This window comes from Aeromonas sp. MR16, assembly GCF_022549315.1.
Lineage (GTDB): Bacteria > Pseudomonadota > Gammaproteobacteria > Enterobacterales > Aeromonadaceae > Aeromonas > Aeromonas aquatica.
Map to the genome: position 1 here is coordinate 1 of NZ_JAKZFK010000012.1, position 13,465 is coordinate 13,465.

Consider the following 13,465-nt stretch of genomic DNA (forward strand, 5'->3'; position numbering starts at 1 on the left):
TTGATGGCCTTGTCCCGCTCGTCCTTGTAGTTCATGCCGACGATGGGAATGCCCTGCCCCGCCAGCTGCTTGAGGTAGGTGTGCTCGCCGTAGCAGGTCGGGCACCAGGTGGCCCAGACGTTGAGCAACATGGGACGCCCCTTGAGGATGCTCCTGTCGTGCTGTTTGTTCAGGTCATGGAGGTCCTGCAGGGTGAACACCGGCACCTCCTTGCCCACCATCACGGATTCGAGCTTGGTCGGGTCGGAGTAGAGCCCCTTGAACAGGAACACGGCGCCCCCCAGAAACACCATCAACGGCAGCAGAAATAACCAGGTTTTACGGCTCATGCGTTGGATCCCTCTGCACGGCAACCATGAAGGCAGCGCTTGTCATCAAAAAAGGTCAGAAACAAACACGTTTTACGATGATTCATGGCTTGGATTCCTCTTCACGACGGCCGAAGCGATAGCGTTTGTCCAGCATCGCCAGCACGCCGCCGATGGCCATGAAGACGCCGCCGAACCAGATCCAGCGAATGAACGGCTTGTAGTAGATCCGCACCGCCCAGGCGCCGTTGTCGAGCTGTTCGCCGAGGGCCGCGTAGAGATCCCGGGTGATACCGGCATCGATGGCGGCTTCCGTCATCGGCATACGGCTCACCTTGTACATCCGCTTCTCGGGCTTGAGCAGGGCGACCTGTTGGCCGTTCTTGTGCACCTCCAGCACGCCCTTGAAGCCGTCGTAGTTGGGGCCGTTCTTCTCCTTGATGCCGGCGAAGACGAACTCGTAGTCGGCGAACTGCGCCCGATCGCCGACCTGCATGCGCAGGTCCTTCTCGATGCTGTAGTTCTGGGTGCAGGCGATACCGATGATGCTGACCGCCAGTCCCACATGACCCAGGATCATGGCCCAGTGGCTGTTGCCGAGGCGGCGCACTCCGGTCGCGAAGCCGTGCTTGTGGGTGGCGCGCACCCAGGTCTCCTGCACGCTGGTGACGATGATCCAGGCGCCGAGGCCGATGCCGAGCGCGGCCCAGGGCTTGAACTCCCCGGCAAACAGCTGCGGCAGCCCGAAGGCGGCGACCAGGCTCAGCCACAGCGCCAGCACCACCTTGCCCTTGAGCTCACCGAGCTCCTGACGGCGCCAGCGGAACAGGGGCCCCAGCCCCAGCAGCAAGGCGAACGGAATGATGAGCCAGCTGTAGATGTGGTTGAAGAAGGGAGTACCGATGGAGATGCTACCGAGCCCCAGCTCCTTGTGTACCAGGGGCAGCAGGGTGCCGAGCAGTACGGTCAGCAGACCCGCCACCAGCAGGATATTGTTGCCAAGCAGCAGGGTTTCCCGGCTCCACAGCTCGTGCTTGCCGTGGCTCTTGACCTGGGAGCCTTTGACTGCAAACAGCAGCAGGGAGCTGCCGATCACCGCCAGCAGGAAGCCCAGGATGAACAGGCCGCGGGTCGGGTCGGAGGCGAACGCATGGACCGACACCAAAATACCGGAGCGCACCAGGAAGGTGCCGAGCAGGCTCAGAGAGAAGGCGGAGAGCGCCAGCAGCACAGTCCAGGCCTTGAAGCTGGCGCGCTTCTCGCTCACCGCCAGCGAATGCAGCAGGGCCGTGCCCGCCAGCCAGGGCATGAAGGAGGCGTTTTCCACCGGATCCCAGAACCACCAACCGCCCCAGCCAAGCTCGTAATAGGCCCACCAGGAGCCGAGCACTATGCCGAGCGTCAGGAAGACCCAGGCCGCCATGGTCCAGGGACGGGACCAGCGCGCCCAGGTGGCGTCGAGCCGCCCGGTCATCAGGGAGGCGATGGCGAAGGCGAAGGCCACCGAGAAGCCCACGTAGCCCATGTAGAGCATGGGTGGATGGAAGATGAGGCCGGGATCCTGCAGCAGCGGGTTGAGGTCACGCCCATCCACCGGGAAGTACGGCAGGGTGCGAGTGAAGGGATCCGAGGTGAACAGCACGAAGGCGGTGATGCCGATCGAGATGAGGCCGAGCACCCCCAGCACCCGCGCCACCGCATCGAGCGGCAGGCGGCGGCTGAACAGCGCCACGGCGGCGGTCCAGCCGCCGAGCGTCAACGCCCACAGCAGCAAGGATCCCTCATGGGCACCCCACACCGCCGAGATGCGATAGGCGAGCGGCAACAGGCTGTTGGAGTTGGTGGCCACATACTGCACTGTGAAGTCGTTGTCGACGAAGGCCCAGGTCAGGCAGAGGAACGACAGCAGCAGCAGCAGGAACTGGGTATAGGCCAGCGGCCTGGCCGCCGACATCATGCCGAGGCGACCCAGTTTGGCACCGAGCAGCGGGTAACTTCCCAGCAGCAAGGCGGTGGCGAAGGCCAGGATCAGTGCAAATTGCCCCAGTTCAGGGATCATGGCTGACTTCCTTTCAATTGCGCCGCGACCAGAACCGGTGCACAGGCATGAGACGGTGAGCATTGCGCCAACACATCAGGGATCATGAACGACTTCCTTTTGATGGCGCGGCAAGGCTGGATAAACAGGACGGCAGGACGAACGACCTCATTGCTGAACGCTCTTCAACTGCGCCTCTGTGTATTGCGGCTTGAAGTGCAGGCCGTTGGTGGCATCGGCCACTTCCGGCGGCATGTAGTTCTCGTCGTGCTTGGCCAACACCTCGAAGGCGGCCACCGTGGTGGCATCCTTGAGGGCGCCCTGGGCGACGATGCCCTGCCCCTCGCGGAACAGATCCGGCAAGATGCCGTCATATTCAACCGCAACCATTTTGCCGCCGTTGTCGATCAGCTTGAAAGTCACCCTGAGGCTCTGGGGATCCCGTACCACTGTGCCGGGCACCACCAGGCCACCGATCCGCAGACGCTGCCCCGCCTCGGGTTTGATCTTGTCCGGCCCCTTGCCCTCCACCAATTCGCTCGGGGTATAGAAGAGATCGATGTTCTGGCTGAGGGCATAGAGCACCAGACCGGTCACGCTGGCGAGGCCGAGGCTGATGGCCAGGATGATGGTGAGCCGTTTCTTGCGTCTCGGGTTCATAGGGTGTTCTCCATCTGCTGGGCCGCCTGGCGGCGGGTCTCGCGCGCCTGCTTGCTGCGCAACTCATTGAGCAGGCTGCGGGTCTTCAACCGGGTGGTAATAATGACGCCGATGAGGCCGAGCGCGACGAAGCCATAGGAGAGCCAGACGTAGAAGGCGTAACCGCCCATGGCCATGAAGTCACTGAATGAGGCAAAGTGCATGCTTACTTCTCCAGCCTGGCGATGTCGGCGACCCAGGGGCGATGCCACTCCCGCATCAGCAGCTCATTCCTGAAACGCATCAGGGTCAGGGCGCCGAGGAAGGTCGCGAACGCCAGCATCATGATGAGCAGCGGCCACAGCATCTCGGGGGACATAGAGGGTTTATCCAGCTTGCTGATGGTGGCGCCCTGGTGCAGGGTGTTCCACCACTCCACCGAGTAGTGAATGATGGGCAGGTTGATCACCCCCACCAGCGCCAGTATGCCGGCGGCGCGTCCCGCCACTACCTTGTCGCTGAAGGTGTTGTAGAGCGCGATGACGCCGAGATAGAGGAACAGCAGGATGAGCTCGGAGGTGAGGCGGGCATCCCAGACCCACCAGGTACCCCACATGGGCTTGCCCCAGGCAGAGCCTGTCAACAGGGCCAGGGCGGTGAACAGGGCCCCCACCGGCGCCATGGCGGCCACCGTCATGTCGGCCATGCGCAGTTGCCACACCAACCCGATGAAGGCCGCCACCGCCATGGTCGCGTAAGCCCCCATGGAGAGCGCGGCGGCAGGCACATGGATATAGATGATCCGAAAGGAATCCCCTTGCTGGTAGTCAGGGGGCGCGAAGGCCAGACCCCAGACGGTGCCGACGACGAAGGCAAGCAGGCTGGTCACGGCAAACCAGGGCAGCAGGGTCCCGGCCAGCCGGTAGGCTCGCTCGGGTTTGGCATAGGGGTGCAACCATTTCCACATAGCTCACAGAACCTTTCAGTTATTAATTATTAGTGGCGGGCCTACCATACCCACTGCCGGAAAACATCACATCCTCTGCGAACGATAATCCACCATCCCCTTGATCTATCTCAACAAAGCGCCCTGAAACCAGCTTCATAAGGGCCTTGTTGTGTCAGTCGCCTCTTGATGCAGATCCGTAGCGCAAGCGGACCAACCCCCTGCGGACTGGCGGAAGCAGCGAGGATGATAGTGCGAGCTGAACAGTGGATATCAGGGTCCGGCTAACCAACCGATGGCCGCTGGTTCATCCGGTGATTGATGTCATAGGACTCAAGCGCCCTGGCGAAGGGGAATGGAAGCGGTGCAGACACGGCAAGCAGAGGTGGGGCTGGGAGGGGCGATCGATGAGAGCCCAGATATGGGCAGCGAGCCCCAGATCGCAGTCTATGGCAAGCGGGGGCGCGTTGATCCAGAGGAGAATACGGGCAGAGCAGGGCAAGCCAGAGCTACACAATGCCTTCGCAAGAGGAAGGGGGGCCTAATCGTTGCCGCGTTGATTGTTGCTTGGACACATGATGGAGCCACCCGGCGGATCCAGGGAGAAATCACGCAAAGACTATAAACAAACGAAAAAACCCAATGAAGTTCATTGGGTTTTTTCACTTTCAATTTGGCGGTGAGGGAGGGATTCGAACCCTCGATACGTTGCCGTATACACACTTTCCAGGCGTGCTCCTTCAGCCACTCGGACACCTCACCAAATTTTCGACTGCGCTTTAACGTGTCCAATCACCACGTCGTTCTCGTCGCTGTTGCGCTGGAACGGGGCGTAAGATAAGGGATAGGTGCAGACCGGTCAATCTCATTTTTACTTTTTGCAATCAATTGCTCAATTACCGAACCAACTGACCAAAAAGATGCCATTCCCTATCCCTTTCAGTCAATTTTCAGCCACTTCGTGCAAGTGTTCTCCTCTGATGGCCTCCTCCAGCGAGCCGTAGAACTCCAACTCACCCGGGACGGGACGCACCCTGGCGCGGGCCAGGGTCTTGAGGGGCTGGAACTGCAACTCGGCCACCTTCAGCGGCACGCCCGCCTTGGCCATCCGCCTCGCAAACTGCTGGAAGGCAGACAAGCCGCCCGCATCGAGAATGGAGACAGCCTCCATCTGCAGGATCAGCGCCTTGTGATCCTTGACCTGGGCCAGCAACTCGTCGAACACCCGCTCCGCCGCCGCAAAGAACAGGGGGCCGTTGATCTTGTAGATCAGCGTCTGTGCCGGCACCTCGCTGGCGTAACGCTTGTGCTCGGCCAGGTTGTGCAGTCGGGTCATCTTGGCGATCTCGCGCACAAACAGCAGGGATGCCAGGATCACCCCGAAGGTGATGGCGATGACCATGTCGAAGATGACGGTCAGGGAGAGGCAGACCAGCAGCACCAGCACGTCCGAGCGCGGCGCCCGGCGGATCAGATCCACCACCTTGTGGGCTTCACTCATGTTCCAGGCCACCAACAGCAGCAGCGCGGCCATGGCGGAGAGCGGCAACCAGGAGAGCCAGGGGGCCAGCACCAGGATGGCGGCCAGCACCACCAGCGCGTGCACTATGCCGGAGATGGGAGAGGTTGCACCGGCGCGCACGTTGGCGGCGGAGCGCGCAATGGCGGCCGTCGCCGTGATGCCACCGAAGAAAGGGGCCAGTATGTTGCCAAGCCCCTGCCCCACCAGCTCACCGTTGGAGCTGTGCTTGCGCCCCGTCATGCCATCCAGCACCACGGCGCAGAGCAGGGATTCGATGGCGCCCAGCATGGCCATGGAGAAGGCGGCAGGCAGCAGCCGCTGGATGGCCGCCAGATCCCAGACCACGGGCGCACCGTCCGGCCCGGGCAGGGACCAGGGCATCATCAGGGTCGGCGCTATGGGCGGGATCCCCATGCCCTGGGTGCCATCGGCCAGGGTGTAGCTGAACTTGCTGCCGATGGTGGCCACGTCCACACCCACACTGTGCAGGCCTACCCCGAGCCCGACCCCTACCAGCACGGCCGGCAGATGGCCCGGCACCGGCAGCCGCAATCTGGGCCAGAGCAGCAGCACGGCCAGGGTAGCCACCCCCACCAGGGTATCCCCCCACTGCCAGCTTGGCAGGGCCAGGGCCAGCGCCTCGACTTTGCCGACATAGGTTTCCGGCATCTCGGCCACGGTGAGGCCGAAGAAGTCCTTGATCTGCAAGGTGGCGATCACGATGGCGATGCCGCCGGTGAAGCCCAGGGTGACCGAGGGCGGGATGTATTCGATCAGGCGGCCGAGCCGGGCCATACCCATGGCCACCAGGAAGAAGCCGGAGAGCAAGGTCGCCATCAAGAGGCCACCGACCCCGAACTGCTGGGCCACCGGATAGAGGATCACCACGAAGGCGGCGGTCGGCCCCGAGATGGAGAAGCGCGATCCCCCCGTCACGGAGATGACAATGCCGGCGATGATGGCGGTGTAGAGGCCATGCTGGGGCGGCACGCCGCTGGCGATGGCCAGCGCCATGGCCAGCGGAATGGCAATGATGCCGACCGTGATGCCGGCGATGAGATCGCGGCCGAAGCGCGCAACGCTATAGGGTTCGTCGAAACAGGATTGGCGCAATGCGATAGCCAGCTTCACGCCTTGTAAGGAAGCTTGATTGTGCATGTCTAGGGTAATACCAGAAGAGGGAGACAAAGGCCGGAGTGAACCGGCACCCGATCATCATCAAGGGCCGGCAGAGCTGTCGACGCGGCGATGGTATCGAGGGCAACCATACCCGAGCCGGCAAGATAATTCGATGGGCAGGATCAAGAAATGGCCATTACCCCACAGTATTGCCGTGGATGAGCGGTATATCGCCGATGTTTATCGTCATTTGAGTTATCCGCGATCATCTAACGACTCGGGGCTGCGCAAGCTGGCTGCCGCTGCCCGGCCCTCAGGCAGCGGCGCCTTGAGCGGCTAGATGTAGCCTGTACCTGCCCATCAACGCCGCAGCGGATGCCTCTCCCCCGCACCTTTGAGCCGCGCTCGCCCAGCCAAGCCCTACCAGACAAGACAGAGCCGCCTGACCGGTGCCAGATAGCTATCCCAAGCTGCTGATTGTGCTGAAAATAGTCCACAACGACCAAGTTTTGGGCAAACGGACCGAAAAGCCATTTTTTGCGCAAGGTTACGGGTTGACACTCGTCCGGGGGATCATTAATATCCGCACCGTCTCGACGAGACAGGCAATTCCTCCTTAGTTCAGTCGGTAGAACGGCGGACTGTTAATCCGTATGTCACTGGTTCAAGTCCAGTAGGAGGAGCCAATTCCCTCGTAGTTCAGTCGGTAGAACGGCGGACTGTTAATCCGTATGTCACAGGTTCAAGTCCTGTCGAGGGAGCCATCTTCGAAAGCCCGCTTAGGAAACTGAGCGGGCTTTTTTGTTATTCTGCCCCCCCCAGATAGGCTCTGCGCACCTCCTGGTTACCCAGCAACTCCTCACCAGTGCCGCTTAACCGGATCTTCCCGTTGACCATCACATAGCCACGATCGGACAGCTTCAGCGCGTGATGGGCGTTTTGCTCGACCAGGAAGATCGTCATGCCGCTTTGCGCCAGCTCCCGCAGCGTATGCAGGATCTGTTTCACTACGATGGGGGCAAGCCCGAGGCTGGGTTCATCCAGCAACAACAACTTGGGGCGACTCATCAGCGCACGGGCGATGGCCAGCATCTGCTGCTCCCCCCCTGACATCGTCATCGCCCGTTGCTTGCGGCGCTCTTTCAAACGCGGAAACAGATCGAACATGGTCTGCATATCCTGCGTCGCATGGCGATCGCCTATCGGGATGGTGCCCATCAGCAGATTCTCTTCGACCGTCATGTCGGGGAAGATCCGCCGTCCCTCCGGGGCCTGGGCAATGCCCGCCGAGGCGACGAAGTGTGTCGAGCGATGGCTGATCTCTTCGCCGCAAAACAGGATCTGACCGCTGCGGATCCGTGGCTGACCAAAGATCGACATCAACAACGTGGATTTCCCGGCCCCATTGGCGCCGATCAACGCCACTGTTTCCCCTTGATGCACCTGCAGGCTGACCTGTTGCAGCGCCTGAATGGCGCCATAGAACACATCGACGTCACGAAACTCCAGCATAGCCTCGCTCATGCGCAGACCTCGTCTTCGTCGGTGCCAAGATAGGCGGCAATCACCTTATCATCATGTTGAATTTGTTCAGGTTTACCCTCTGCAATCACATCGCCGTGATCCAGCACTATGATGTGGTCCGAGATCTCCATCACCATGCCCATGTCGTGCTCAATCAACAGCACTGTGATGCCGTGATGATCGCGCAGAAACCGGATGATCTTGCTGAGGGTGCGCGTCTCCACCGGGTTGAGTCCGGCGGCGGGTTCATCGAGGCAAATCAGCTCCGGGGCCGTGCACATGGCGCGGGCAATCTCCAGCCGTCGTTGCTGGCCATAGGACATCTCCCCCGCCAACCGGTTGGCACAGTCCACCAGATCCACCACCTCGAGCCAGTAAAACGCGCGATCCAGCGCGCGGCTCTCGGCCCGCCGGTACGCCGGGGTGTTGAGCACACCGGCCAGCAAGTTGCGGTTGACCTGCATGTGCTGGGCGACCAGCAGATTTTCCACTACCGACATCTCCCTAAACAGGCGGATATTCTGGAAAGTACGCGCAAGCCCGGCACGGTTCACCAGGTGGGTGCCACCAAACATCTTGTAGAAGATGCGCTGCCCCAGCTGCGCCGGGTTGACCCAGTCACCCGGCTGGAATTTCTGACCGAGGACCTGGATCACATTGGTCGTTTCATTGCGTGCGTTGAAAAAAATATTGCCGCCGGTCGCCCGGTAGAAACCGGTCAGGCAGTTGAACACCGTGGTCTTCCCCGCGCCGTTGGGGCCTATGAGTGCGGTGATGGAGCCACGCCGCACCTCGAGACTCACGTCGTTGAGCGCCTTGATGCCGCCGAAGGAGATCATCAGATGCTCGACGCTCAGGATCATGTCGTTCAATGGATGAGTTGTCATGGTGCCACCCCTTTTCGCACCGCGAAGCCGCTGCGGTTAATGCGGATAAGGCCCCGCGGCCGCCAGATCATCATCGCCACCATCAACATACCAAACAGCAACACCCGGTACTCGGCGAAGCCGCGCAGCAGCTCCGGCGTGACCGTCAGCACAAAGGCCGCCAGCACGACACCAATGGTCGAGCCCATGCCGCCCAGCACTACTATGGCGAGGATCAGGGCCGATTCGAAGAAGGTGAATGAGGTCGGGTTGACGAATCCTTGATAGGTGGCAAAAAACACCCCGGCAATCCCTGCGGTGGATGCCCCGAGCGTGAAGGCGGAGAGTTTGACCAAGACGTGGTTCAGCCCCATGGAGCGGCAGGCGACTTCATCTTCCCGCAGCGCCTCCCAGGCGCGCCCGATCGGCATGCGGGTCAGGCGATGTTTGACATAGAGCACCCACACCACCACCAGCACCAGAATGGTATAGATGAAGATGAATTTAAGATTGGGGTTATAGGTGAGCTCAAAGAATTCATGAAAGGGCACACCGCCCTGCTCTTTCGCCCGTCGCCCAAACTCCAGACCAAAGAGCGTGGGTGGCGGGGCAGAAATCCCGTTTGGACCGCCGGTAAAGGTCAGCCAGTTATTCAAGATCAGGCGAATGATCTCCCCGAAACCGAGCGTCACAATCGCCAGGTAATCCCCATGCATGCGCAACACCGGAAACCCCAGCAAGGCCCCGGCCGCCGCCGAGATCAGCGCCGCCAGCGGCAACATGGACCAGAACCCAAGGCCGAGATATTGATAGCCAAGCGCAAGGCCATAGGCACCAATGGCATAGAAGGCGACGTACCCCAGATCCAGCAAACCGGCCAGGCCCACCACAATGTTCAATCCCAAGCCGAGCAGCACATAAATCAGGCCGAGGATCGCCACCGTCAGCACATATTTGGTGGCAACGAAGGGGAAACAGATGGCCAGCGCGAGCACCAGCGGAATAATCCAGCGCAGGGGATTCTTGTAGTCGGGAGCCCGCACATAGACGCCCGAGTTGTCCGTTTCAAAAAAAGCGAGCAGGCGGGTCCCCACGGCCGTGGTCAAGAAGGCGCTCATCAGAAAACGCCCAGCCATGACGGCCAGGATGATCCACAGCAATCGTTGTCCTGCGAAATTAAAGCTGTAGCCATCCAGCACCACGCCGACGATGGGGCCAAAAATAATCAGCGCCACCAAGCCGGCAAAAATCGCATCCAGCAGGCAGCGCTTGAGGGATAATCCGTCCTGTAACCTCGTTTGTGATGTCATGTCGGGGCCTCACACCTTGGTAATGACGGGGCGACCGAGCAGCCCCTGCGGACGGAAGATGAGGATCATCACCAACAACCCGAACGAAAACACATCCTTGTAATCGGAGTTCACCATCCCCGAGAATTGCGCCTCCGCAATGCCCAGGACCAGCCCCCCCAGCATGGCGCCTGGCAGGGAACCAATGCCCCCCAGCACGGCGGCGGTGAAGGCCTTGATGCCGATGATGAAGCCGACATAGAAATCGAAGGTGCCGTAGTTGAAGGTGATCAAGACGCCGGCCAGCCCCGCCATGGCGGCCCCAATCACAAACACCAGCGAGATGATGCGATCGGTATTGATGCCAATGATCGAGGCCATTTTTCGATCCTGCTGCACCGCCCGGCACATGCGCCCCAATTTGGTATTACTGATGATCCAGGTGAGCAATAACATGCCCGCAAAGGAGGCAATCAAAATAAACACCTTGGTGTAGGTTATCTGGACAAAACCGTCGTCGATATGAAAACGGAATACCCCGTCAAGCAAGGTAGGCACCCCTTGCTGGCGCGGCCCCTGGCTGATTTGTGCGTAATTTTGCAAAATTAATGACATGCCGATGGCGGAAATTAGCGGTGCCAGGCGAGTTGAGTTACGCAGCGGTTTATAAGCGATGCGCTCTATGGTCCAGCCATATACGCCCGTCACCACTATGGTGAATACCAGGGTGCCGAGTATCAGCAATGGAAAAGAGTGCAACCCGAAGAACGACAATAACGCCAGACCAATGGCGCTGAGATAAGCAGAGATCATATACACCTCGCCATGAGCGAAGTTGATCATGCCGATAATGCCGTAGACCATGGTGTAACCGATGGCAATCAAACCGTAGACGGAACCCAGCGTTAATCCATTGATCAACTGCTGCAGGAAAAATACATCCATCCTAGTACGCTCTCGTTATGGGTCGCGAAGACTTGGTGTTTATAGAGCGCCGACTCCCGTCGGCGCTGAGCGTTTTCCACTGTGCCGTTATTGGGCCGTTACTGGACTTCTTTATATTTCCCCTGGTCATCCCACTCATAAACCACGTAGTCGGAAACTTTCAGATCGCCTTTGCTGTCCCAGGACTTTTTACCCATTACCGTCTCAACCGTGTTCGCCTTCAGCCAGGCACTGGCCTTTGCGGAGTCCGTGCCACCGGCGGCCTTGAATGCCGCGGCAATGGTTTGCACCGAGGCGTAGGCATAGAGGGTGTAGCCTTCCGGCTCAAATTTATTGGCGCGGAATTTCTCGATGACCGCTTTGCCGTCCGGGATCAGACGCGGGTCCTGGCCGAAGGTCATATAGATACCCTTGGTGTATTGCGGGCCACCGGCTGCCGTGACCATCTCGGCGTTGACAATGCAATCCCCCGAGAAGAATTTGGCGGACACGCCCTGCTCACGCATCTGGCGAACCAGCGGGCCGCCTTCCGGGTGACAGCCACCGAAGAACACCACATCGGGTTTTTGCGCACCTATCTTGGTCACCAAGGCGTTGAAGTCTTTTTCGCCGCGCGACAAGCCCTCGTACATCACGTCTTTAACGCCGCGCTTGGCCAGCGCCGCCTTGGTCGCATCGGCAAGCCCCTGCCCGTAGGTATCTTTATCGTGAATGATCACCACCCGTTTAGCCTTGAGCTTGTCGATGATGAAGTCACTGGCAACCTGCCCTTGCTGGTCATCGCGTCCGCACATGCGGAACATGTCGCTCATGCCGCGCTCGGTGACCAGCGGGTTGGTCGACCCCGGGGTGATGGCGATGATCCCGGCGTCGTTGTACACCTCGGAGGCGGGCATGGTCGAAGATGAGCAGAAGTGGCCGACCACCGCATTCACTTTGTCCTGATCAACCAGGCGGTTGGCCACGGCGACTGCCTGTTTGGGTTCACAGGCGTCATCCCCCTGCACCAGCTTGATTTTTTCGCCATTGATCCCGCCTGCGGCGTTGATGTCATTCGCGGCCTGAGTCGCCCCGTGCCAATACTGATCGCCATAGGTAGCGTTCGGCCCGGTGAAGGGGCCTGCCACACCAATCACAATATCCGCCTGGGCGGAAAACGCCGTGACCAGACAACCCGTCAACACAAGGGAAATAGGACTTCTGATGAGCTTTATCGACATTATGCTGTTCCTTAGCAAAGAGGTTTATGTATGTGAAGTTGAACGTTTCGATGGCTCGACCAACCCAACAGCAAACACGAGAACTAAATGCACGAAGCGAACTTAATCCAGACATTATCCTGTGAAGTGGAGGTGGGGTTCTTACACTCGCTGCGAGCTGAAAAAAGCTAAGCAAATGATTGCCATAGTTGCAAATCGATAAGAAAAATTTTGACCTGCCACAGTATAGGGCGCCGTTTTGGGCGACCCGGCGCGACAAGGTGGAATTACGGCGGGGATCACATCCGCTTAAAAATAACGAAAATGAATCATACGGTGGCCAGAATATTTGCTACCTTGCGCCATCTGCCGTAATAGCTCATACAGCCATCTCATTTTATATCCGGCTCATGACCCCCCTCCCTATGCCAAGTTACCCGCGGCAGGGTATGGGCAAGGGGGTAGCCGTTGGCAAAGTGCAGTACTAAAGTAGACAGGTGAATATCCCGACAGCAGAAGCGAGCAGCATGATGCATAAAACCCTTATAACGGCGGTGGCCCTGACCCTGCTGACTCAATCCCCCACCCACGCCATCAGCGCCAAATATCGGCAGCAACTCGAACACTCCGGCTGCACCCAGGCTTCCGAGCTGCAAGGGTGCGATATCACCAAGAGCAAGGCCGAGAACGCCAAGGCCGGCTTTGGCAACACGACCACGCCTCCAAGTGCGGATGCCACGCCCTATGCAGGACAGTGGGTTGCCAAAAACGACGAAGGCACCACAGTCGCCACCATCCGGATCGATGACAAGGAACAGGTCTGGGTCAATGGCCAACCGGTCAAGGCGAAACGCTCTGATGGCGCCTTGGTGTTCAAGCAAGGCAGCATCTCCTTCACCCTTCAGGGTGATCGCCGTCTGCAGGGGGAAGATGTGTGGCTCGATAGCGATGCCGGCACTAAGGGCCTCATCAATCTCGAATAACACCCAGCGTGCCCGGCTCACGGCCGGGCCAGCTATCCCTATACCCCTTCCCCCGGGTCCATCGTCTTAACACATGCATTGGCCCCC

Annotated in this window: 12 protein-coding genes and 3 tRNA genes; 3 read left to right on the top strand and 12 right to left on the bottom strand. The window is 59.7% G+C overall.

Annotation, left to right across the window (positions count from 1 at the left end):
* The 7 genes from MM194_RS10795 to dauA all read right to left on the bottom strand — a co-directional run.
* A partial coding sequence (locus MM194_RS10795) for a redoxin family protein (RefSeq protein ID WP_241343574.1) occupies positions 1-329 on the bottom strand: 329 nt, incomplete at its 3' end.
* Between the two features lie 82 nt (positions 330-411).
* Positions 412-2,367 carry a heme lyase CcmF/NrfE family subunit gene (locus MM194_RS10800; protein WP_241343575.1) on the bottom strand — a complete coding sequence of 652 codons (1,956 nt, stop codon included), beginning with the start codon at positions 2,365-2,367 and terminating at the stop codon, positions 412-414.
* Positions 2,368-2,514: 147 nt separating this feature from the next.
* Positions 2,515-3,006, bottom strand: coding sequence for a cytochrome c maturation protein CcmE (ccmE, locus tag MM194_RS10805; RefSeq protein WP_033130778.1), 492 nt, complete (start codon positions 3,004-3,006; stop codon positions 2,515-2,517).
* Complete coding sequence (ccmD, locus tag MM194_RS10810) at positions 3,003-3,209, bottom strand: heme exporter protein CcmD (protein ID WP_033130777.1); 207 nt, start codon at positions 3,207-3,209, stop codon at positions 3,003-3,005. The genes ccmE and ccmD overlap by 4 nt, the downstream gene beginning before the upstream one ends.
* Positions 3,210-3,211: 2 nt before the next feature.
* Positions 3,212-3,952, bottom strand: coding sequence for a heme ABC transporter permease (locus MM194_RS10815; protein WP_241343576.1), 741 nt, complete (start codon positions 3,950-3,952; stop codon positions 3,212-3,214).
* A gap of 653 nt (positions 3,953-4,605) precedes the next feature.
* Positions 4,606-4,693, bottom strand: a tRNA-Ser gene (locus tag MM194_RS10820).
* A 181-nt stretch (positions 4,694-4,874) separates the two neighbouring features.
* Positions 4,875-6,611 (bottom strand): C4-dicarboxylic acid transporter DauA, encoded by a 1,737-nt coding sequence (gene dauA, locus MM194_RS10825; RefSeq protein ID WP_241343577.1) that lies wholly within the window; start codon positions 6,609-6,611, stop codon positions 4,875-4,877.
* A 571-nt stretch (positions 6,612-7,182) separates the two neighbouring features.
* Between dauA and MM194_RS10830 the strand changes: the two genes are divergently transcribed.
* Together MM194_RS10830 and MM194_RS10835 are read left to right on the top strand one after the other, a co-directional pair.
* Positions 7,183-7,258: transfer RNA gene (locus tag MM194_RS10830), tRNA-Asn, on the top strand.
* Between the two features lie 2 nt (positions 7,259-7,260).
* Positions 7,261-7,336, top strand: a tRNA-Asn gene (locus tag MM194_RS10835).
* A 40-nt stretch (positions 7,337-7,376) separates the two neighbouring features.
* Here the strand turns inward: MM194_RS10835 and MM194_RS10840 are convergent.
* The 5 genes from MM194_RS10840 to MM194_RS10860 form a co-directional block, all read right to left on the bottom strand.
* Entirely contained in the window at positions 7,377-8,084 is a 708-nt protein-coding gene (locus tag MM194_RS10840) for an ABC transporter ATP-binding protein (RefSeq protein WP_347006503.1), read from the bottom strand.
* An 8-nt stretch (positions 8,085-8,092) separates the two neighbouring features.
* Entirely contained in the window at positions 8,093-8,968 is an 876-nt protein-coding gene (locus MM194_RS10845) for an ATP-binding cassette domain-containing protein (RefSeq protein WP_193354269.1), read from the bottom strand.
* Positions 8,969-8,979: 11 nt separating this feature from the next.
* Complete coding sequence (gene livM / locus MM194_RS10850) at positions 8,980-10,272, bottom strand: high-affinity branched-chain amino acid ABC transporter permease LivM (RefSeq protein ID WP_241343579.1); 1,293 nt, start codon at positions 10,270-10,272, stop codon at positions 8,980-8,982.
* Between the two features lie 9 nt (positions 10,273-10,281).
* Entirely contained in the window at positions 10,282-11,196 is a 915-nt protein-coding gene (locus tag MM194_RS10855) for a branched-chain amino acid ABC transporter permease (protein WP_033130771.1), read from the bottom strand.
* Positions 11,197-11,294: 98 nt separating this feature from the next.
* Complete coding sequence (locus tag MM194_RS10860; RefSeq protein ID WP_033130770.1) at positions 11,295-12,416, bottom strand: branched-chain amino acid ABC transporter substrate-binding protein; 1,122 nt, start codon at positions 12,414-12,416, stop codon at positions 11,295-11,297.
* A 506-nt stretch (positions 12,417-12,922) separates the two neighbouring features.
* On the opposite strand from MM194_RS10860, the gene MM194_RS10865 reads away from it, so the two are divergent.
* The gene (locus tag MM194_RS10865) at positions 12,923-13,378 is read left to right on the top strand and encodes a hypothetical protein (RefSeq protein ID WP_347006502.1); all 456 of its coding nucleotides are present in this window, start codon (positions 12,923-12,925) and stop codon (positions 13,376-13,378) included.
* Positions 13,379-13,465 lie beyond the last annotated feature (87 nt).

What these genes read in the sequence shown, in the direction of transcription:
- MM194_RS10800 (WP_241343575.1), bottom strand. Translation starts at nt 2,367, where the DNA reads ATGATCCCTGAACTGGGGCAATTTGCACTGATCCTGGCCTTCGCCACC.
- ccmE (WP_033130778.1), bottom strand. Translation starts at nt 3,006, where the DNA reads ATGAACCCGAGACGCAAGAAACGGCTCACCATCATCCTGGCCATCAGC.
- ccmD (WP_033130777.1), bottom strand. Translation starts at nt 3,209, where the DNA reads ATGCACTTTGCCTCATTCAGTGACTTCATGGCCATGGGCGGTTACGCC.
- MM194_RS10815 (WP_241343576.1), bottom strand. Translation starts at nt 3,952, where the DNA reads ATGTGGAAATGGTTGCACCCCTATGCCAAACCCGAGCGAGCCTACCGG.
- dauA (WP_241343577.1), bottom strand. Translation starts at nt 6,611, where the DNA reads ATGCACAATCAAGCTTCCTTACAAGGCGTGAAGCTGGCTATCGCATTG.
- MM194_RS10840 (WP_347006503.1), bottom strand. Translation starts at nt 8,084, where the DNA reads ATGCTGGAGTTTCGTGACGTCGATGTGTTCTATGGCGCCATTCAGGCG.
- livM (WP_241343579.1), bottom strand. Translation starts at nt 10,272, where the DNA reads ATGACATCACAAACGAGGTTACAGGACGGATTATCCCTCAAGCGCTGC.
- MM194_RS10855 (WP_033130771.1), bottom strand. Translation starts at nt 11,196, where the DNA reads ATGGATGTATTTTTCCTGCAGCAGTTGATCAATGGATTAACGCTGGGT.
- MM194_RS10860 (WP_033130770.1), bottom strand. Translation starts at nt 12,416, where the DNA reads ATGTCGATAAAGCTCATCAGAAGTCCTATTTCCCTTGTGTTGACGGGT.
- MM194_RS10865 (WP_347006502.1), top strand. Translation starts at nt 12,923, where the DNA reads ATGATGCATAAAACCCTTATAACGGCGGTGGCCCTGACCCTGCTGACT.